The sequence below is a fragment of the Pseudocolwellia sp. G5-9 genome (assembly GCF_055808995.1).
Window position 1 is genome coordinate 1,201,784 of the sequence record NZ_CM147893.1, and the last position, 21,874, is coordinate 1,223,657.

Genomic DNA, 21,874 nt, shown 5'->3' on the forward strand with positions numbered 1-21,874 from the left:
AGGAACTGACGGTTTGGGCACCCCATAAAAAGTACAGGGTTAAAAAGTTGCTAATATTTAGCGTGTAAATAGCGCTTTGTCAATCATATTTAATTGAATGAATTATTAAAGACGTTGGTATAAACAAATCGACAAAAAAGAGCAAATAATATGCTCTTTTTCCTTGTATACCCGTTACCAATCAAGAGGCTATTTCAGAGTGCATCTTGAATAATAACGGGTATATAAAAACACTATACTTAAGCTTTAACAACATCGATATAATAGCCTTCAACTCCATTAACGGTTTCTTTAACTAAGCCGTGAACATCGGTTTCAAAACCCGGTAATTCACTGTTAAAATCTCGAGCAAATTTTAAGTAGCTAATAATAGTTTTGTTAAAACGTTCGCCTGGCACCATTAAAGGAATTCCAGGAGGATAAGGTGTTACCAACATTGCAGTAATACGACCTTCAATGTCATCAATTGAAATACGTTCTATTTCACGGTGTGCCATTTTTGCCCAAGCATCCGCCGGTGTCATGGCCGTTTCAATGTTTGATAAATACATATTATTCGTAATTTTAGCTACGTCGTATTTTTTATACATTGCGTGAATTTTATTACATAAATCTTTTAATCCAATACGTTCATATCTCGGATGTTTTTTAACAAACTCAGGCAATACTCGCCATAGCAGTAAGTTTTGATCGTAATCATCTTTAAATTGCTGTAATTCAGTCACCATAGAATTCCAGCGACCTTTAGTAATTCCGATCGTAAACATAATAAAGAAAGAGTACAGGCCTGTTTTTTCAATAATAATACCGTGCTCTGATAAGTATTTACTTACAATAGCGGCTGGAATACCGCACTCATCAAAGTCACCTTTTACGTTTAAGCCGGGAGTGATAATGGTGGCTTTAATCGGATCAAGCATATTAAAGCCACTTTCTATTTCACCAAAATCATGCCAGCTGTCGCCTTCATGGATCATCCAATCATCTTGTTCGCCAATACCTTCATCAGCAATAGTGTCTGGTCCCCAAACTTTAAACCACCAATCGTCATCACCATAATCTTTATCAACTTTACGCATAGCGCGTCTAAAATCCATGGCTTCAAGTAACGATTCTTCCACTAAAGCATGTCCGCCTGGTGCTTCCATCATGGCAGCGGCAACATCACACGAAGCAATAATAGAGTACTGCGGGCTTGTTGATGAATGCATTAGATAAGATTCATTAAATCGATGAGTATCAAGCTTACGGTTATTAGCGTTTTGTACCAAAATTTGTGACGCTTGCGATAATCCTGCTAGCAACTTATGGGTGGATTGCGTGGAAAAAACTAATGTATCGTCTGAACGTGGTCGATCTGTACCTATAGCATGCATATTCTTATAAAAATCATGGAATGTCGCGTGTGGTAACCATGCTTCATCAAAGTGTAAGGTGTCGATTGTTGAACCTAAAATGTCTTTAATTTGCTCTACGTTATAAACAATACCGTCGTAAGTACTTTGTGTGATCGTTAAAATACGCGGCTTTTTATTTTTAGCATTACGCGCAAAAGGATTAGCCGCAATTTTCTTCTGGATAGATTCAGGGCTAAATTCAGATTTAGGAATAGGTCCAATAATGCCGTAATGATTACGCGTAGGCATTAAAAAGATAGGAATAGCCCCCGTCATAATAATTGAATGTAAAATCGATTTATGACAATTACGGTCAACGACGACAATATCCCCCGGCGCAACGGTTGAATGCCAAACAATTTTATTTGATGTTGATGTACCATTCGTCACAAAAAACAAATGGTCTGAATTAAAAATGCGTGCAGCATTTTGCTCACTGGCGGCAACAGGCCCTGTGTGATCTAATAATTGCCCTAATTCATCCACTGAATTACACACATCGGCACGTAACATGTTTTCACCAAAAAATTGATGAAACATTTGCCCAACAGGACTTTTTAAAAAAGCTACGCCACCCGAATGCCCTGGGCAATGCCATGAGTACGAACTGTCGCTCGCATAATCCATTAGCGCGCTAAAAAATGGCGGTGCTAACGAATCTAAATATTTTTTAGCTTCACGAATAATATGACGCGCCACAAATTCAGGCGTGTCTTCAAACATATGTATAAAACCATGTAATTCACGCAATACATCGTTTGGTATGTGTTGAGATGTTCTCGTTTCACCATACAAGAAAATAGGAATATCAGCATTACGTTTACGCACCGCGGTTATAAATGCACGAATTGAAGCTATTGCCTCATCTACAGCAGCTTCAGAACCATCACCAAATTCTTCGTCATCAATCGACAAAATAAAACTCGATGCACGACTCGCTTGTTGAGCAAAAGCGGTTAAGTCTACATAACTTGTAAAACCAACAACTTCCATTCCTTCGTTGGTTATTGATTCAGCTAAATCACGAATACTTGAACCTGATATATTTTCAGCTCTAAAATCTTCATCAATAACAACAATGGGAAAACGAAATTTCATGCATAGATTCCTTAAAATAATATGTAACCTACATTTAGGTTCGGTAGATATAAATTTAGACTATTTTTGTGACAAGTAGCTTAGTAATTTTAAGGTTATCCATATCAATAACCTCAAAACGATGTTCAGCATAAATCACATGATCCGTTAATGCTGGCAACCTACGTAATTTATACATAATAAAACCGGCTAAGGTTTCGTAATTTTCAGGTTCAGGAAAACCTTCTATATCAAGTGCTTTAGCAACATCAATAATAGAAGTAGCGCCGTCAATTAACCAAGAGCTACTATCGCGTGAAAGTATCTGCTGCTCATCTTGTGAACCTGAAAAACCATCAACAACCACAGAGGTCAATTCTTTTAAGGTAACTATTCCGACGACAAGCGAGTATTCGTTTAACACCACAGCAAAAGTTTCAGCATGATATTTAAAGGCTTCTAATGCTTCAGATAAGCTAAGAGAATCAGGTAAGTACATCACTTTTTTAATGATCATATCTGGTAATATTTCAGCTTCATTTCCCGCTAATACTTGTTTAAGTAAAGCTTTAGATTCAATTAAGCCTACAATAGAATCAAGCCCGTTATCACATACCAAATAAAAATTATGTGGGTGCTCAACAACTTTTGAACTGAGCGAGGCGGTAGATTCATTAACATCAAAAAACACAATATCGTCTCGTAAAGACATAACCGACATTAAACTTCTGTTTTCAAGTTCAAAAACATTACCGATCATTTGATATTCTTGTGAAGCAATTGAACCACTAGCCGCCCCAGCGTCAACAATAGCAACAATATCTTGTGCTGTTATGTTTTCTACGCGATCGATAGGAATACGACATAAGCGCATAATAGAGTCTGAAATTGTGTTGAAAAAAAGTACAAAAGGCTTTAGTAACACCACAAAAAACATCATAGGTTTTACTACGCGCAAAGCCACAGGCTCAGGTAGTGACATACCTATGCGTTTTGGTATTAAGTCAGCAAATAAAATAAATAAACTGGTGACCAATAAAAATGAGCAAGTAAAGCTAATTTGTGGGAGATATTTACCTTGATAAAAGTATGAAATAGACTCTTGAATTAATGGGGTAAAGGCTGCTTCACCAATAATACCGCCTAATATTGCAATAGCATTTAATGCAATTTGAATAACCGCAAAAAAAGCGCCTGATTTAGCTTGTAGTTGAAGGACTAACTTAGCGTTTTCGTTGCCTTCTTCAACCAGTACATTTAGCTTAAGTTGACGAGCTGCTGCTAATGCAATTTCAGCAATAGCAAAAAAAGCACTGGCAACAATAAGAACAAAGATCCAAAAAAAATCATTATTCACTTTATATATTCCACAAAATAAAAATAGAAAACGCTTTAGTTAATAACCAAATGATAGCGGTAGTATTAACTAAAAGTAATTTTAAAAATCATTAAAAACTCGCCATATTTTTGCTTTAAATAGTGTGAGCTTTGAAATTTCGCGGATTTAATCACCAATTTTTAATAAACGCAATCTATATTATTTAATATTTGCAACGAGCTTTAATAATTTTAGAAAAGCCTCTACAGACTCCTTCGAGGCTGACTCTTCCATGGTGTGATAACCTGTTGTAGGTATTTGTATTGTTGTACCGTCAACTAAGCCATTAGAGGCCGCAATAATTCGTCCTAGCTCAGTGCTCCCTAACGAATGAGGTGTTTCTCCAGCCTTTACTAAAAGCTTGTTTTGATTTTCAACATATCTATTTTTATAAGTAAAACTCAAGTTGTTTTGTACACATAAGTCTTCTATATATTTTGTACTTTCACTATTGAAATTTGCGTTCGCGTCTCTTTCTCTTAATACTAATAGTTGCTGGTCAGCTGTTGCTACGGTTGGAAACGGACTGGTATCAACAACAAATAACTTGTTGGTTGAACCTCCAAAACGCCTGAACCATTCAAGTAGGTAACGCCAACTTTTGCCTGCTTCTTCTTGCGCGGTAAAAAATGCTGTGCCTTTAAAGCCATGGCTAAATAAATCAACTAGAGCCGCATTGGTAATCACATTGTCGAGCTGGCCTGAGTATCTACCGTCTTTAAGAATCAACTTATCTCTAAATGCTATCGGCGTTCCTGCTACAACCCCTTCAAGACCATCAACTTCAAAAATTAAATTGTTACGGTTTTCACAAATATACGATTTAGTAATAATACCTTTACCACGATAAACACCTGACCACGGTTCATACGCATAAACTTCAACGGCATTAAAACGCTCGGTTATTTTGGTCATTAACTCTTCAGAAACCGAGTTATTTAATAAATCAGTTCTATTACCTGAAACAAATGCAGCATACTGAAATTCATTAGGCCCAGTACAAATAAGACCATGGCGATCACTATGAGCAGAAAACATAGCACTAAACGGATCGCTGCCTTGTGCAACTAATAAACCTTCGTACCACGTAACTTTAGCGCCACGCTCTTCAAGTTCACGCTGGAGTATACGAAAAAATGAATGCTCGGCACTCACTACACTTGGCTCTCTTATTAAGGTTTTTAATAAATCTAGAAAATCATCATCAAACATTTTTATTTACTCAAGTTGTTATAACTGTATCAATATCATTAAAAAACAATCGCACTTATTCTTGTAAAAACTGTTTATCATTAACAAATTGTAAAGGTAAACAATCGCTGTTTTTATTAATCACTCGCGAGCGATCAACTCTTACACCGCTACCAGAATATACACCTGATACCATAAAAGTTGATACTTGTGTGTAACTACCTTCAACATGAGGTAACGGAAAATATTGCTGATAGATTTTTTCTTGTTCACTAAAGTGCCCGTCTGTTGACTCTACCAACTCTTCATTTTTACTGAATAAAGAAATATTGGCACCACAACGCCCTACAATAGGCTTAGCAACATAGCCCAGCGCTTTTAACTCATCAGATAACTCAAAAGATGAATTAAGTAGTAATGGATGATTAGGAAATAAACTCCACAACACGGGTAAAATCGCTTTATTACTAGGAATAAGTGACCATAACGGCTCAAATACCATGACATTTTTACGAAATAGTACGTCTGATAACCCTATAGTTTTCCCTTTTTGTTGTCCTGGCTCATACACCGTTTGCTCTTTATCAAGGTTTTCACACTCTTGTCTTATTTGATCTAAGGCGGTTTCCCAAGCCCATGTTTTCCATACCCATGAAACTTGCTCGCCGTCTTCATCAATAATATTGTCGTTTTCATCCCATTCGAGGCCATTCAAGCCAATAACAACTTTACTATTTAAACCTGCGGCTCGAATAGCGTCTTGCATAAATAAAGCGTGATATTCTTCTTCAGGGTCGTTATCTCTTAAAATATGAACAACACCTTTAACATGACTTTTTTTCCATGCTTTAACTAAATCTTTAAATAAGTCTTTTCCGCCATTTTCGTCGTCGTTAAGTTTATGGTGATTAAACCATTTACCTTGCACTTTACCTGTTTCCATATAACAAGAGGCTGAATCACAGTTGTATTCGTATACCTTTAGCCCGTCTTCAGTTAAAGCAAAATCGAAACGACTTGTGATCACTTCATTCAAGCGGTTATCCCAAGATTGACGTATTTTAGGCAAAATCGCATTCGGTAAATTAAACTGACTTAGCAGTTCATCATTCGATAACACGTACTCGGTTGCATGCATAAATAAGCCATGCAGTTCGTTACTGGCATTTTCTAACGTATGTTGTGTAGTTTTTGACAAAATAAGGTATCTGTTTTGCTCTTCCACTACATCAGACAGGAAATGTCCTCCCATCGCTTTTACAAAAGCCGCTTCATCATTATTGGCAATATTGAGCCAAGATTTTTTCTTAGACTCAGCAATATCAATACGCCTACTTTTTACTTTATTTAATTCAATATTTTTGCCTACCGTTGGTTCAGCAAAGGTTTGGTCATCTGTTTGAATCATCCATCCTAAAATTTCAGCATCACCATAAGAACAAGTTATCCAATACTCGCCATCTTCATTGATAACAGCTTTAAGTTCTCGGGCATAATTATGTCCTTCAGGCCAAAGCGCATGCCCTACATTTTGTTCAGCAATACGAATATATTCAGAAGTAACTTCTGTAACAATAGCAACGTGGCCAGTGTCTTCAAACTCACCACCCTCTTTCCAAATTAATAAACACCCAATACTTGGGTGTCTCTGACTACCGTTAGCAAAAGCATTTAACGGTAATTCAACATTAGCGGTTACGTCGCGAACACTACGTAGTTCAAAAATATCATAAGCCATGGCAACATCATTAAAGATCAAGCCTTGGTTGATATACATCCAGCGTCGTGCAAATTCAACACATTGCCACTTATACCCCATATACACACCGTTATAATAACTACGGTAAGCACTGCGATTAGGGTAATCAACATCTGATGCGGTTTTATAATCAGATGAATAAACAGGCACATTGCCCAAGGCATGTCCTAATAAAGTACCAAACGCTTCAACCTTTTTATCAAAAAGCTTGTTGGAATATGTCATGAAAAGTGATCACTATAGGTGTGTGTAAAATAAATTTTTAAGTTATTAAACCTAAAAACAGTATTTCTATACTCAATTTATTAAAAGAATATTAATAAAGACTCTGTTTTATTGAGTACGTAGATTTAATAAGCGTTTTAATGCAGTTTGATAAAAAACACAATATTTATTTACATAAAACTGATAATAATTAAATAAGATATTGTTTGATGATTATTTAAAGAAAAAACCTTTAAGTGAGGTGACTTAAAGGTTTTTATTATTTTACGAAAGGGTTAACGCTATTGAAAGAAACTAGCCATGACTTGGGTTATTTAATTTTCGTCTTTTAGTAACCGCCATAGGCGTAATAGTGTCTTCTAATGTTTTCTCCCATCCTAATAAAAAATAGATCTCAGCCATTAAAAATAAAGGTGCAATAAGAAACTGACCCAAATCGTCAATAAATGCAGGTTTAGCTTTTTCGTAATAATGCCCAATAAACTGAAGTACCCAACCAACAACAAATACCACTAAAGCTATATATAATGCGTATTCATGATCAACAAAAAAACTCACTAAATATAAATTTATCGCACTATAAAACACCATAGCTATGGCCAATTTAACGTGCAAAATAAAATAATAGATAAGTGAAACCGCGAAAAAAACATAAGCAGGCGTGTATGTAAAACTGATATTGGCAAGGTCAAACTGATAAACGTTTAAGCTCAGAAACAAGGTTAATGCCCATATAATTAAAGGCACACCAATAAAATGGGTTTTAATATTAGTTTTATTAAAATGTGAACTTTTGTATTGAGATAATTGCTCTTCAATATTTTTCATATAATGGTCTTATTTATGTGGTTACTCCATTTTCATCATGACAATAAATAAGAGCAATGTAAACAAGTCAGACCAGAAGAAATAATTATTGAATAAAACGGTTTTATAATAAAAAGGCATTACATGAATAAATTTCAACATTAGAAAACAATGAGCGTGTTCTTTTAATAGTATTTATTTATATTTATCATTTTTTATATATAAATCAGTAGATTAAAAAGCCCATCATCCCGAGTTCGGGTTAAAGTAGAAATCTTAATAAAGTAGTAAAAACAAGATATAAAAAATGCCAATCAGTTAACCTGATTGGCATTAAACTTTATGTAACGCTTATTTAAATAGTGTTGTTAAACAATATTATAATTTGTCAGCATTATCAGATAAGTATGCAGCAACACCGTCTGGAGAAGCAGTCATACCTTTATCACCTTTGTTCCAGCCTGCAGGACAAACTTCACCGTGGTCTTGGTGGAATTGTAATGCATCAACCATACGTAACATTTCATCTACGTTACGGCCTAATGGTAAATCGTTAACTACTTGATGACGTACGTTACCTTCTTCATCAATTAAGAAAGAACCACGGAAAGCTACGCCAGCATCTGGATGCTCAACATCGTATGCTTGACAGATAGTGTGCTTAGTATCAGCAACTAATGTGTATTGTACTGGACCAATACCACCTTCGTTTACTGGTGTGTTTCTCCATGCATTGTGAGAAAATTGTGAATCAATAGAAACACCAATAACTTCAACACCACGGCTTTTGAATTCTTCAATACGGTGATCAAAAGCTAATAATTCTGAAGGACAAACAAATGTGAAATCTAAAGGATAGAAAAATACTACAGCTTTTTTACCTTTAATTGCTTCAGATAAAGTAAAGCTATCTACAATTTCACCAGTACCTAATACTGCTGCTGCTGTAAAATCCGGTGCTGGACGACCAACTAATACACTCATTTTATTCTCCTAATATATAAGTTTATAAAACCTTAAAGGCTAAATTATTTAATTAACACTAACCATTATTGTGACTAACATTTATATTTCAATACTCTTTGAAAAAGAAATTATGCTTCTTTTTCAGAATTATTTTTTGCTGCTGATGCTTTAACCAAAGTTTGTAGCTCACCTTGTTGAAACATTTCAATAATAATGTCACATCCGCCCACAAGCTCACCATCAACCCATAATTGTGGAAATGTAGGCCAATCAGCATATTTAGGTAATTCGGCTCTAATTTCTGGATCTTGTAAAATATCTACGTAAGCAAATTTTTCTTCACATGAAATAAGTGCTTGAGACGCTTGAGAAGAAAAGCCACAACTAGGAAGCTTAGGCGAACCTTTCATGTAAAGTATGATTGAATTTTCTGAAATTTGCTGTTTAATACGTTCGATCGTATCCATGGTAACCTCTATATTTAATTAACTTAACTGTATTATATACCCAAAGCACCTATGTAGTACTGAGTCATGAATATTAAAAGTGACTTGGGTATAACATGGAGGCAAAGTACAGATATACAATGCCATTCCTTCTTACAAACAAAATAGTTATATATTAAAACTTACTAACCTTGATAAAATCAATGTTAATCCCTATATATTGGGTTAAACTAAGTAAGCTTTATAAATACCCGAGTAGTTTACTAGGTTTATAATAAAAACAAACTAATTCTTTAATATATTCTATAAGAATATATATTTTTAATTACTTTTCAGGAGATAAAAATGGCTATTGAATTACCAGCATTACCCTATGCTATGGATGCGTTAGCACCACACATTTCACAAGAAACTTTAGAATTTCATTACGGTAAGCATCACAACACTTACGTTGTTAAGCTTAACGGATTAATTGAAGGTACTGACTTTGAAGGTAAATCTCTTGAAGATATCATTAAAACATCTTCAGCAGGCGTATTTAACAACGCAGCACAAATTTGGAACCACACGTTTTACTGGAACAGCTTAAGCCCTAACGGCGGCGGCGAACCTACTGGTGCTCTAGCTGACGCTATTACAGCTAGCTTTGGTTCTTTTGCTGAATTTAAAGCAAAATTCACAGACAGTGCAATTAACAACTTTGGTTCAAGCTGGACTTGGTTAGTTAAAAACGCTGATGGTTCTTTAGCAATCGTTAATACATCTAACGCTGCTACACCATTAACTGACGAAGGTGTTACACCTGTTATCACTGTAGATTTATGGGAACATGCATACTACATTGATTACCGTAACTTACGTCCTAGCTACATGGATGCTTTTTGGGCATTAGCTAACTGGGAATTTGCTTCAGCTAACTTTGCTTAATTTTTATAAATTAAAGTAAGTTGCTGGATCTGAATTTAAAAAGCCTTTGATTTTATCAAAGGCTTTTTTGTTTTTGTCACGCTTATATTGAGTTCCAGTTACGTTACTTAACCTGAGTTCGGGTTAATTAACAACCTGAATCAATAAACGCTACGACTGGCGCTACACCAGCACTTGTTGAACCTGTATAAGTAATATAGCAGTTACTCGCTAATATATTGACTGTGTTTACATATTGTCCTTTTGTTTTACCTAGTGTCGCTGTAGTGATAAAAAATATATTGTTACTACCATTTCCCGACCAAGTCCAATCATCACCAGATATATCTAATGCTTTTACAATACCCTCAGATCTATGCGCATTAGGGTACCCATATTTAATCGCTATATCGTCAGTTCCATCTCCATCTAAATCAATATTATCGGCAGCCTCATTCTGCTTACCTTGTACTATTGATTTTGTATAAACAAGTTTAGCTGCAGAAGCCATAGAACCTGATAATGATTTAAGTACTGATTCATTAGCATCGCCAGTTAAATCAATAAACTTAGGTGCCGCAGTCGCCGCTAAAATACCTAAAATAACAATAACAACAACTAACTCAATTAGCGTAAAACCATTTTTATTCATTTCGTGTTTCATTCGTTGTACTTCTCTATATATCCACTTGATAACAGTATAGAAGCTTTATTATAAAGAATACAGTATGTGATTTATCGTCTAATCACTCATCTAAAATCAAATTAAAAAATATGCTATTTAAAGCGCATTTACTTTTCTGATAAACATGGCATCTTTGAAGAGGACATTAATGTGTTGAAGCCCCGATAAATTAATTTTATTTTGGAGATAATAAAATTCAATAGGGTCATCATCACGTGAACCTAAACCACTGATATATGAAATATCTTTAATATCATTAAAAGCAACAAAATCCCCAAAACGACAAGCTATATAACAAAGTAAATTATTTTGTATCTCTTCGGTACTCACATCATCACCTAAACTCCCATTACATAACATTAATAAACTATTACCAATACCATTGATGAGAGAATCAGGGAGTGTCCACTCTTGAGCCATAATTTTACCAACAATAGCAGAGTTAAAGCCGTAAGACACCTGTGCTTTTTTCACTCTTTCATACAATGAATTTGACAATAAATAATCATCCGACAATTGCGGTTCATTAGATAACATAGCCATATCACCCAAATAACATAATAAACACCGTGTAGATAATTCAGCAGCGTTTTCTTTACCCAGCTCTTTAGCTAACAGTAAACAAAATGCACTTGCCATATAACTCGCTGTCGATAATTTTTGATATGCTTTTTCTTGTTGAGGAGTGTTAAATTTTATTACATCTTGTAATGTGATCTGCGCAATAATATTTTTAATTCCATTGACCCCCATAAAATTAATCGCATGCTGTATGCTTGTTATAGGTGTTCTTAATGCAAAAAGAGGAGAGTTAACAACATTTAATATTTTAGCCGTCATTTTAGGATCTGTTTTTATCAAATCAAATAGTTCGTTAGGTTCAAAGCCTCCTTTAATCAAGGTTAATAATATAGGATTAGGCTTCTTAAAGGTTTTTGCAATACGAGTGACTTCAAGCGTTTTTTCTTGGTTCAGATCACTAGCAAGGTTTACATTAAAATCAAAAAAACCATCAGGCATTTCACGAGTATTTTGAAGAACGCTCGAACTATCATTTGTAAATTGAGTTTTATTTACACTTTCAGGGAAGCTCTTTATATGCTGGTTTTTAAAGTTTCGACTATTACTTTTTGACACTTTATAAACAGGTTTCTTATTGTTCCCCCTAAAAAAAACAAAATACAAAACGATTAAAACTATCAATAACATAATGATTTTAAAAGACATAAAGCACCTAAAAAATTAATCCATAATATAATTAAATATATATTAACGATTAACTCACCAGATAACCACGTAAATATATAGCTAACCTCACTCGGGGTAATGAATGTTAGTGAATTAATTAAAAGCTTTATTTATCAAGTGATTGATGTGTATTGTTGTTTTCCTAAGCGATATTAGTCTCTCAACATTAATATTTTTGTGTATAACAAGGCGAATTTTTCTATCTATTAGTAATAAATTCAACGAAGTTAGGCGCAAAAATAGCTGCTAGAACAGCATTTATTAAGCCGAGTTAAGGTTGTTTAATACACAATATAAAAGTTCTGAAGTTATCTGATGATTTTTCGCAGGTATTTGTAAATAGTGAATCTATTTGTTTTGCATAAAAAATCATAAAAGCGTAATATTTATTTACTTTTATTTTTGTATTGTTATAGATGTTATGCCTGTTAATTTACCTGAACTTATTCCCGCGTCACTTACTCCCATTGAAGGCATCCGCCTAGGTTGGGCTGAATCAAATATTAAAAAACTAAATCGTAAAGACTTACTGATTATTGAAATTGCCGATAACAGTTCTGTATCCGGTGTTTTTACACAAAACCGCTTTTGTGCAGCGCCCGTTACCTTATGTAAAAAACATTTAACGGCTGTAAAAAACAAACAAGTCGCCAGTATTAAAGCCTTGGTAATAAATACCGGAAATGCTAATGCAGGCACAGGTGAGCAAGGCATGTTAGATGCAATGACTACTTGTCAGCATTTAGCTGAAACGATGAATATTCCTGTAGAATCTATATTACCTTTTTCAACAGGCGTTATTTTAGAACACCTACCGATGAATAAATTATTAGCCGGTTTACCGCTTGCTATAGCAAATTTAAAGAGCGATAACTGGGCCGATGCTGCTACAACCATTATGACCACAGATGTTGCTCCCAAAGCCTATTCTACTCAAGTACAAATAGGTAGCGAACAAGTAACGATTACAGGAATATCTAAGGGTGCTGGCATGATCCACCCTAATATGGCCACCATGTTAGGTTACGTAGCAACCGATGCCAATATAACTCAATCGTTATTAGACGAAATTACAAAAGAAGTCGCCGACTTATCGTTTAACTGTATTTCTGTTGACGGTGACACATCAACCAACGACTCATTTATCGTTATCGCTACAGGAAAAAGTAGTGCTCCTGCTATTACTAGTCGTGAAGATGCTGGCTTTAAGGAAGTATTTAATGCTCTACTTGAAACCTCGCAGTATTTAGCTAAAGCCATCATACGAGATGGTGAAGGTGCCACTAAATTTATAACTGTAACCGTTAACGGTGCCTTAAGTATTGAAGAAGCCAAAACAATCGGGTTTTCTATTGGTAAAAGCCCGCTGGTTAAAACAGCCATGTTTGCGTCAGATCCAAACTTAGGGCGTGTACTCGCTGCTATAGGTTACGCTTCACGCGAATGTAAATCGCTAGAAGACTTAGACACAGCACAACTAGAATTATATTTTGGTGACACATTAGTCGCTGAAAAAGGTGGTCGCGCCGCTAGTTACAAAGAAGAAGTAGGCCAAGCTATTATGAACGAAGCTGAAATAGATATTACGGTAGAACTTCATCGTGGCAATGAAAGCGCAACTATTTGGACATGTGATTTTAGCTACGATTACGTAAAAATTAATGCTGAATATAGAACGTAAATAGTTAGCGTTAATTACTCCGCTCTTCGTGTTACACAACCTACTTGTAAACAGGTTGTGTAATACTATTTCGTTTCGTCTTGAAATATTTCCTCAATTACCATTCCAAATAATCGAGATATTTTAAAAGCGAGCGGTAAACTAGGATCAAACTTTCCTTTTTCGATCGCATTAATCGTTTGCCTAGAGACCTCTAATTTTTCAGCTAAATTTGCTTGTGTCCAATTCAATTCAGCACGAAGAGCCTTTAACCTATTCTTCATTTGTATTTCACTCGTCCTACAACAATACCAATCATATAGCTAAGGCTTAGTATCATAATTAAGTGAAATGTCTTAGCCTCACCAATAATACCTCCCCTAGCAAGAATAGATAAACTAGCAAAGCTAACGATTGTAACCCCAACCGATAAAGCTAATGCGTCAAGTTGGATTTTTCTTTCCATTTCATCGAGGTAAATTAGGAAATACTTGTACGATAAAACAAGTTTAATTCCAACAGCAAGATTCACTATAAAGCACATGATAGCCGTTGCAGTATTAAACCATTCTACGGTTGTTAAATACGTGAACATACCTAAACTCAGCGTCCATAATATAGCCCAAACATTAGCTCTCATAGAGTTTTTAAGATCACGTTTTGGTAGCCCCTTACCCATAATACAATTAATCATGTCTTTCATATTGCGCCCCTTAATGTAAAGCAAACTTGACTTTAAGATAAAACAAACCAAACAAAAAGTAAAGTGAACTTTACTTTTTTTAAAACTGCTAGATATCAATAATTGTATTTGAGATTTCCTCTAGATGTTGATATTTGCATTTAAATTTATTGCCAAATAATCAAGCTACGTGGTAGATTGTCAACTTTCACCAATAAACAAATAAATTTACTAGTGATACACCGCTATAGATTTACCCAATAAGCTGATTAGGTTAATAAGCATGAAAAACACAACAATGTATTCCGTATTTTTACCCATGTCTCTATTATTAGGGGCTTGTGGTAACGATAAAACAACAGAGGTTACCAACACAGTATCTCCGACTAGTGATGTATTAATTGCAGACTTCGAACAAAATATTCCATCATGGGTAAGCAGTGAAAATGCTGTAATAAAGCAAATATCAAATAGTGGCGTAACAAAAGGTAAGCAAGCTCTTAACATTGATTTTGATTCCACAGAGCAAAAAGCATCAGTAACTTTACAGCCAGAAAAGCCTTGGGACTGGAGTCAACTTAATGCTTTTAATTTAGCAACTGATATCACTAACCCTAGCGATGTATCCGTACACCTTTATTTAACCGTTAAAGATAACAGCGGCTGGTTTCATAGACGTAGCGTTAGTATTCCTGCTCACTCTAGCGGAACATACTATGCAGAATTGAAGGGTGAACAATTAGAGTTTGATAGCGGTTTACGTGAAGATCCACCAGCATGGACGTCAACTGATCAAAAAATGTTTTGGCAAAATGGCCGAAAAAAACTACAACTTGAAAATATTGTTAGCATTACTTACAACGTAGACACGATGAATGAAGATAAAAGCTTGATCATCGACAATGTAAGATTAAGAGAAAACCCTGAAATTGACCCTAGCTATTTAGTTGGTATAACTGACAAGTTCGGTCAAAACGCTAAAATAGATTTTCCTAACAAAGTAAAATCTGAGGAACAGTTAAAAGCACTAGCTGATGCTGAATTAGCGACATTAGAAAAAGAAGGCCCTATGGCCGATCGCTCTAAATTTGGTGGTTGGAAAAGCGGACCTAAGCTAGAAGGTACAGGCTACTTTAGAACTGAAAAAGTTGATGGTAAATGGGCCATGGTAGATCCTGAAGGTTACTTATTTTTCTCTTCAGCCTTAGCCAATATCCGTATTGCTAATACCACTACAACTACAGGTGTTGATTTTAAAGACGATTCGGTTAGATATATCGATCCAAACGATGTAACGCCTGAAGACTCTTTAGGTATTCGCCCAGTATCAAAAGAAGCACAAAAAACACGTTATATTTCATCAGACGTTCGTCATAACTTATTTACTTGGTTACCTAGCTACGACGATGAATTGGCTAACCATTACAGTTACCGACGTTCTGTACATCGTGGCCCTATTCACCATGGTGAAACCTTCAGCTTTTACCAAGCTAATTTAGAAAGACGCTATGGTGAAACTTATCCCGATTCGTACAATGAAAAATGGCGAGATGTTACCATTAAACGTTTTAAAAACTGGGGATTTACTTCTACTGGTAACTGGACTGGTGCCGAATTTTATCAAATGGATCGCATCCCTTATTTTGCTAATGGCTGGATAATTGGTGACTTTAAAACCGTTTCTTCAGGCCATGATGTTTGGTCACCCATGCCAGATCCATTCGATCCTGAATTTAAACACAGAGCAGAGCTAACTACTCAAGTTATTGCTGAAGAAGTAAAAAACAACCCTTGGTGTATAGGTGTTTTTGTTGATAACGAAAAAAGCTGGGGTAATATAAGCACTAAACGTGGTCACTACGGCATAGTTATTCATACCTTATCAATTGAAGATAAAGACAGCCCAACTAAAAATGAATTTAATCGTTTATTAAAAGAAAAATACACCTCTATTGAATCTCTTAATACCGCTTGGAATACAAAGCTTGATTCATGGGAAACACTCAGCAATGGTTATAAAGTAGGTGATTTAACCGATGAGATGATTGCTGATTTTTCAACGTTATTAGAAGCTTACGCAACTCAATACTTTAAAATTGTACACAACGCATTAGAAAAAGTATTACCTAATCATATGTACATGGGCGTTCGTATGGCGCATTGGGGGATGACACCTGAAGCTGTAAAAGCGGCTAAAAAGTACGTTAACGTAATGAGCTACAACTATTACAAAGAAGGCCTACACGAAAAAGCATGGGAATTTTTAGCTGAAACCGATATGCCCAGTATTATTGGTGAATACCATATTGGCGCAACAAGCGATACCGGCTTATATCACCCTGGTTTAATACTCGCTTCAGATCAACAAGACAGAGCGCGTATGTACAAAGAATATATGAGAACCGTAGTAGACAATCCGTACTTTGTTGGCGCACATTGGTTTCAATACATTGATTCACCGCTTACAGGTAGAGCTTACGATGGCGAAAACTACAACGTAGGGTTTGTTACTATTGCCGATGTTCCATACAAAGCTATGGTAGATGCCACTAAAGAAATAAACAGCGAACTTTACCAACGACGATTTGGTAAGTAATACTCGCTGCATATAAGTAATAAAAACAATCATCAAGGTAATGTTACCCCAAAGTTACTTTGATGATTTATTTCATTCCATTTAATCTTAACGCTTCGCCTTTATCACCTTTGTCATGTATCTAAAACAAAGCTGTTACACAAACGACATATATCTGAAATAAATCCTTCAAATATCATTGGTAATCTCAAAGCTAAAGGAATAGTTGAGACTAACAATGAAAGAGAATTTTTTACTATACAGTCTATTTGCGGTAATTATAGTTTACCTATTAAACCGTATTAGAATACGTTTACAGCTATCTAGAGCTAAACACCCATCATTACGTGGTCATAGTAAATGGTCGCGCAGAATCACCAGTAAAATACCTTATTTTTCATATAATGAATCTCACTATTTTAGTTGCGATGGCGCGCCAGAGCACATTGCTTTGCAGCGTAAAGAGGCTTTATACAATTTAGCAACAAACGTTAATCAAAATTGTTCTAAAACCATTGATTACTGTAATAAACTTGAAAAAAGTATTTCTGATATTCAATTTACCAGCAATTACCGCATCCCCTTTCCTTTTCAAAAATTATTACCTAAAGCCTTTAAGTTAGGCTCTATTACCGACGAAACCCAAGGGACAAAAATAAAAGATTTAGATGGTAACTGGCGTTTTGATTTATCGGGTTCTTACGGCGTCAATGTATTTGGTTACGACTTCTACAAAGACTGTATGGACAAAGGCTTTGAACAAGTAAAAAACCTCGGCCCTGTTTTAGGTTCGTATCACCCTATTATTGGTGAAAACGTCGAGTTAATTAAACGTATTTCAGGATTAGACGAAGTGTCTTTTCACATGTCGGGCACTGAAGCCGTTATGCAAGCCGTTAGATTAGCGCGCTACCACACTAAAAAAACACATTTAGTACGCTTTTGTGGTGCTTATCATGGCTGGTGGGACGGCGTACAACCCGGTGTAGGTAATCGTCGCAAAGTAAACGATGTTTATACCCTAGCTGATTTAAGTGAAAACGCGTTACAAGTGTTATCAACCAGAAACGATATTGCTTGCGTATTAATAAACCCATTGCAAGCCTTTCATCCAAACTCTGATTCAGGCTCAGACTCAACACTTATCGCCAGCGACAGAGCCACTAATTTCAATAAAAAACAGTACACAGCTTGGCTTAAAAATATTCAAGAAATATGTAACCGTCGCAACATCGTACTTATTTTTGATGAAGTATTTACAGGGTTCAGACTTGGTTACAGAGGCGCACAAGGCTATTTTGATGTACAAGCTGACTTAGTGACCTACGGTAAAACTTTAGGAGGAGGCTTGCCTGTAGGCGTATTAGCTGGGCAATCACATTTAATGAAACGATTTAGAAAAGACGCGCCCGCTGATGTGTCTTTCGCACGAGGTACGTTCAACTCTCATCCTTATGTAATGGGTGCTATGAACGAGTTTTTAAATCGTATTCAATCGCCTGAAATTCAAAACATTTACCAAAGCATTGAAAGTGTTTGGAACAAACGCGTTGAAAAATTTAACCACAAGTTACAAGCCAATAACTTACCGCTCAAAATTACTAATATGCATAGCATTTTATCGGTTTTATACACTAAACCCAGTCGATACAACTGGATGCTGCAATTCTATTTAAAAAATGCAGGTTTAGAAATGAGTTGGTTAGGATCTGGCAGAATGATCATGAGCTTTAACTTTACTGATGAAGAGTTTGAAGAAGTTATGGCTCGCTTTGTTCAAGCTGCGCTTAGCATGAAAAACGACGGTTGGTGGTGGCAGTCAGCAGAGCTTACTAACAAAAAAATTAAGCGTCAGTTCTTATTCGACATGTTAACAAATATGTTTCCTGTTCTCGCTAACATTATGTCTTCCCCTATTAAAAGTATTTCTTTAAAGGCAGATTCAAGGTTACCTAATACGTCAGTAATAAACACAACTAACATCCAACCCATTAAAGAACCATTAACCTACAAACCTGAAACGAAAAACACAACAATAAAGAAGGTATCTTAATATGCTTCAAATCACTGACGCCATAAATAAAGAGCAACCATTAAAGAAGCACGTTACCAAAAGTAATTTCAGGGAGTCGTTACAAAACGAATACAACGACTACTTAGATTCTCAAATCAATCGATTCGACAGTGAAAACTGTTTAAAAATAGATTTACATTGCCATGACCATAACAGCGACGTGCCCGATGAATTGTGGGGCCGTATATTACGTTTACCTGAAACATGGCTAAAAACAAAAGAGCTCGTGAGCTTACTTAAAAAGAACAACATGGATGTGATCACAGTAAGTAACCATAATAATGCGCGTTCATGTTGGAAGCTACTAGACCAAGGTATTGATGTTTTAGTTGCCGCCGAATTTACCTGTTACTTTCCTGAATACGAGTTATACATTCATGTATTAACTTATGGCTTTACTAAAGAACAAGAAGTTGAGTTAAACGAAAAACGTCAAAATATTTATGACTTTCTTCGTTACACCGCACAAGCCGACATTCCGGTAATAATGCCTCACCCACTCTATTTTTATACTAAAAATGAAAAAATAGATCTCTCATTATTTGAAAAGCTCGCGGTAATGTTTCAACGCTTTGAAGTGTTAAATGGTCAGCGCGATTTATGGCAAAGTGTACTGACCTTAAATTGGGCGCAAAGTTTAACGGCAGAAAAAATACTCTCGTACGCTAAAAAACACAACTTAAACCCTTTTGATTTTGCGGTTGATCCCAACAAACCTAAAATTTTAACGGGGGGTTCCGACGACCATACAGGTATTTTTGCAGGGCAATGTGGCTCAAATCTTTATATTCCTAATTTAGCTAAAAGGTTAGAAACCGAAAAACCTTCTGCTCTCGCTCTTGAAGCTCTACGAGAAGGCAACGTATCGCCTTTTGGTCAAATAGGTGAAAACCAAAAGCTCAATATCGCCCTGCTCGATTATTTTTCGCAAGTGGCAACCAAAATAACCGACCCCGGCTTATTACGCATAATGCTGCACAGAGGTTCAGCATGGGACAAAATAGGTTGTTTTGTAGTAAGTAACTTTTTGTTAGAAATGCAAAAAAACAAAAAAGCGATGAAGTTCTTCCAGTTTATTCATGACGCACTTCAAGGTAAAAAACCCAACAAACTCATTAAATGGCAAACCTCTAAAAACTATCGTTTTTGTTTTAATTATTTAGAACAAATAGCCGACAGTAAACATAAATCTCCAGAAGAATTTGTAAGTACCGTTAACGATGTTATTGGCAAGTTATTCGCGTATTTAAACAAATTAATGGCCACTAAAATCGAAGAAACTATTAACCATAACAAAGGCCCTAAACTAACTAATATTTCTACCGAAGCAATAACCCGTAAATTTGAAGTACCTAGCCAACTTACAGCACTATTTTTTGGTAACAACGTAAAAAAAGACAACATGAGTAATGTGAAGGTTGAAAAGCTGCTCGACCACCTTTCATTTCCACTACTTATTAGTACTTTTTTAGCCGGAGCAACTTTAGCGTCTACACGTGTTTTATACCAAAACCGTAATTTATTAAATGGTTTTGCTGACCACTTAGGTAAAAATCGCCATCAAAATAAAGCCTTGTATTTAACCGATACATTACGCGATAAAAATGGTGTATCCAACTCGTTATCAGGCAAGTTAAAAGAAATTCAAAAAGCCGATTTACCTATCGACTTTTTAATTTGTCATACCGATATTGCACCAGAACCACACCTTTATGTAGTGCGTCCTATTTCAACGTTTTCGGTTCCTCATTATGGCGATCAAGAAATACGTATTCCTGACTTAATGGAAATAGCGCGTATATTTTACGAAGGCGGTTACGACCGTATTATTTGCTCTACCGAAGGGCCTATGGCAGTTGTGTCGTTGTTTATTCAACAAATGTTTAATGTGCCTTGTTACTTTTTTATGCACACCGATTGGATCGACTTTATCAAGCACGGCACTGACTTAACACAATACGAACGCGACCGAGTACGCCGTTTATTACGTGCTTTATATAATAGATACGACGGTATTTTTGTATTAAACAGCGAGCATAAAGAATGGCTAACGGATCATGAAATGCAGCTAGAACCCAGCAAGGTATTTTTAACTGCACACCATACACAGCCAAGAAATGCTAATGCCAAGCCCATGAAAAAATCTGACCTGTTTGCCGATGCTACAGACGACACACCTATTTTATTTATTGCGTGTAGAGTCAGCAAAGAAAAAGGCTTATTCGACTTACCCAAAATACTCGAAAAAGCTAAACAAGCCATACCTGATTTACGCCTTGTTATAGCGGGCTCGGGCCCTGCAACTGAAGAGCTACAAGACAAACTGCCTGAAGCGCTATTTTTAGGATGGCAAAGTAAAGAGCAACTTTCAACCCTGTACTTAACACTCGACTTATTCATATTTCCGTCAAAGTTTGACACCTTTGGCAACGTAATTTTAGAGTCTTTTGTGCACGGTATGCCAACACTCGCTTATAACTGCAAAGGGCCAAAAGATATTATTCAACATAACAAAAATGGTTATTTAGTTGAAAATATTAATGAAATGGCGAACAAAGTAGTGGAGTTTTACAGCAACAACACACAACGTAATGTAATGAAAAACAATGCTTTAATAAGAGCTTCAGAATATCAAGCAGAACCTATTATGCATCAGTTTATGTGTGACTTAGGTTTAGATATTCCATCGGGATATCCAACAAATAAACATAACACGCACACCACCACCAAAGCTGACGCTGAACCTCAGTACAGTTCATCTGAAAACGCATACGCCCAAGAGAAAACGGTTGCCTAAC

General features: G+C 35.8%; 16 protein-coding genes. 5 read left to right on the forward strand and 11 right to left on the reverse strand.

Annotated elements, in window-relative coordinates:
• Positions 1–239: 239 nt before the first annotated feature.
• The 7 genes from AC0L5Q_RS05185 to grxD form a co-directional block, all read right to left on the reverse strand.
• Entirely contained in the window at positions 240–2,495 is a 2,256-nt protein-coding gene (locus AC0L5Q_RS05185; RefSeq protein ID WP_473615125.1) for an Orn/Lys/Arg family decarboxylase, read from the reverse strand.
• 55 nt (positions 2,496–2,550) lie between these two features.
• A complete protein-coding gene (gene paeA / locus AC0L5Q_RS05190) occupies positions 2,551–3,831 on the reverse strand; it encodes a polyamine export protein PaeA (protein WP_473615129.1) in 1,281 nt (426 codons plus the stop codon).
• 180 nt (positions 3,832–4,011) lie between these two features.
• Positions 4,012–5,064 (reverse strand): peptidase M42, encoded by a 1,053-nt coding sequence (locus AC0L5Q_RS05195; protein WP_473615131.1) that lies wholly within the window; start codon positions 5,062–5,064, stop codon positions 4,012–4,014.
• 55 nt (positions 5,065–5,119) lie between these two features.
• Positions 5,120–7,027 (reverse strand): bifunctional glutathionylspermidine amidase/synthase, encoded by a 1,908-nt coding sequence (gss, locus tag AC0L5Q_RS05200; protein ID WP_473615134.1) that lies wholly within the window; start codon positions 7,025–7,027, stop codon positions 5,120–5,122.
• A gap of 294 nt (positions 7,028–7,321) precedes the next feature.
• Positions 7,322–7,855 carry an Mpo1 family 2-hydroxy fatty acid dioxygenase gene (locus AC0L5Q_RS05205; protein WP_473615137.1) on the reverse strand — a complete coding sequence of 178 codons (534 nt, stop codon included), beginning with the start codon at positions 7,853–7,855 and terminating at the stop codon, positions 7,322–7,324.
• A gap of 357 nt (positions 7,856–8,212) precedes the next feature.
• Positions 8,213–8,818: a peroxiredoxin gene (locus tag AC0L5Q_RS05210; protein WP_076419170.1), complete on the reverse strand. Its 606-nt coding sequence runs from the start codon at positions 8,816–8,818 to the stop codon at positions 8,213–8,215.
• Positions 8,819–8,928: 110 nt separating this feature from the next.
• Positions 8,929–9,267, reverse strand: a complete 339-nt coding sequence (gene grxD, locus AC0L5Q_RS05215) for a Grx4 family monothiol glutaredoxin (protein ID WP_473615141.1) — start codon at positions 9,265–9,267, stop codon at positions 8,929–8,931.
• 324 nt (positions 9,268–9,591) lie between these two features.
• On the opposite strand from grxD, the gene sodB reads away from it, so the two are divergent.
• Positions 9,592–10,173 (forward strand): superoxide dismutase [Fe], encoded by a 582-nt coding sequence (gene sodB / locus AC0L5Q_RS05220; RefSeq protein ID WP_473615145.1) that lies wholly within the window; start codon positions 9,592–9,594, stop codon positions 10,171–10,173.
• A gap of 127 nt (positions 10,174–10,300) precedes the next feature.
• Here the strand turns inward: sodB and AC0L5Q_RS05225 are convergent, their stop codons facing one another.
• Together AC0L5Q_RS05225 and AC0L5Q_RS05230 are read right to left on the reverse strand one after the other, a co-directional pair.
• Positions 10,301–10,816 carry a type II secretion system protein gene (locus AC0L5Q_RS05225; RefSeq protein ID WP_473615148.1) on the reverse strand — a complete coding sequence of 172 codons (516 nt, stop codon included), beginning with the start codon at positions 10,814–10,816 and terminating at the stop codon, positions 10,301–10,303.
• A gap of 117 nt (positions 10,817–10,933) precedes the next feature.
• The gene (locus AC0L5Q_RS05230) at positions 10,934–12,064 is read right to left on the reverse strand and encodes an HDOD domain-containing protein (protein WP_473615151.1); all 1,131 of its coding nucleotides are present in this window, start codon (positions 12,062–12,064) and stop codon (positions 10,934–10,936) included.
• Positions 12,065–12,506: 442 nt separating this feature from the next.
• On the opposite strand from AC0L5Q_RS05230, the gene argJ reads away from it, so the two are divergent.
• The gene (gene argJ, locus AC0L5Q_RS05235) at positions 12,507–13,766 is read left to right on the forward strand and encodes a bifunctional glutamate N-acetyltransferase/amino-acid acetyltransferase ArgJ (RefSeq protein WP_473615155.1); all 1,260 of its coding nucleotides are present in this window, start codon (positions 12,507–12,509) and stop codon (positions 13,764–13,766) included.
• 65 nt (positions 13,767–13,831) lie between these two features.
• Here the strand turns inward: argJ and AC0L5Q_RS05240 are convergent, their stop codons facing one another.
• Together AC0L5Q_RS05240 and AC0L5Q_RS05245 are read right to left on the reverse strand one after the other, a co-directional pair.
• Entirely contained in the window at positions 13,832–14,029 is a 198-nt protein-coding gene (locus tag AC0L5Q_RS05240) for a helix-turn-helix transcriptional regulator (protein WP_473615157.1), read from the reverse strand.
• Positions 14,026–14,448 (reverse strand): hypothetical protein, encoded by a 423-nt coding sequence (locus AC0L5Q_RS05245; protein ID WP_473615161.1) that lies wholly within the window; start codon positions 14,446–14,448, stop codon positions 14,026–14,028. The genes AC0L5Q_RS05240 and AC0L5Q_RS05245 overlap by 4 nt, the downstream gene beginning before the upstream one ends.
• Positions 14,449–14,710: 262 nt before the next feature.
• On the opposite strand from AC0L5Q_RS05245, the gene AC0L5Q_RS05250 reads away from it, so the two are divergent.
• The 3 genes from AC0L5Q_RS05250 (at position 14,711) to AC0L5Q_RS05260 (ending at position 21,873) form a co-directional block, all read left to right on the forward strand.
• Entirely contained in the window at positions 14,711–17,023 is a 2,313-nt protein-coding gene (locus AC0L5Q_RS05250; protein ID WP_473615164.1) for a beta-galactosidase, read from the forward strand.
• A gap of 217 nt (positions 17,024–17,240) precedes the next feature.
• Positions 17,241–19,055 (forward strand): aminotransferase class III-fold pyridoxal phosphate-dependent enzyme, encoded by a 1,815-nt coding sequence (locus AC0L5Q_RS05255; RefSeq protein ID WP_473615168.1) that lies wholly within the window; start codon positions 17,241–17,243, stop codon positions 19,053–19,055.
• Between the two features lies 1 nt (position 19,056).
• On the forward strand, positions 19,057–21,873 hold the full coding sequence (locus tag AC0L5Q_RS05260; RefSeq protein WP_473615172.1) for a glycosyltransferase: 2,817 nt from the start codon (positions 19,057–19,059) through the stop codon (positions 21,871–21,873).
• Position 21,874 lies beyond the last annotated feature (1 nt).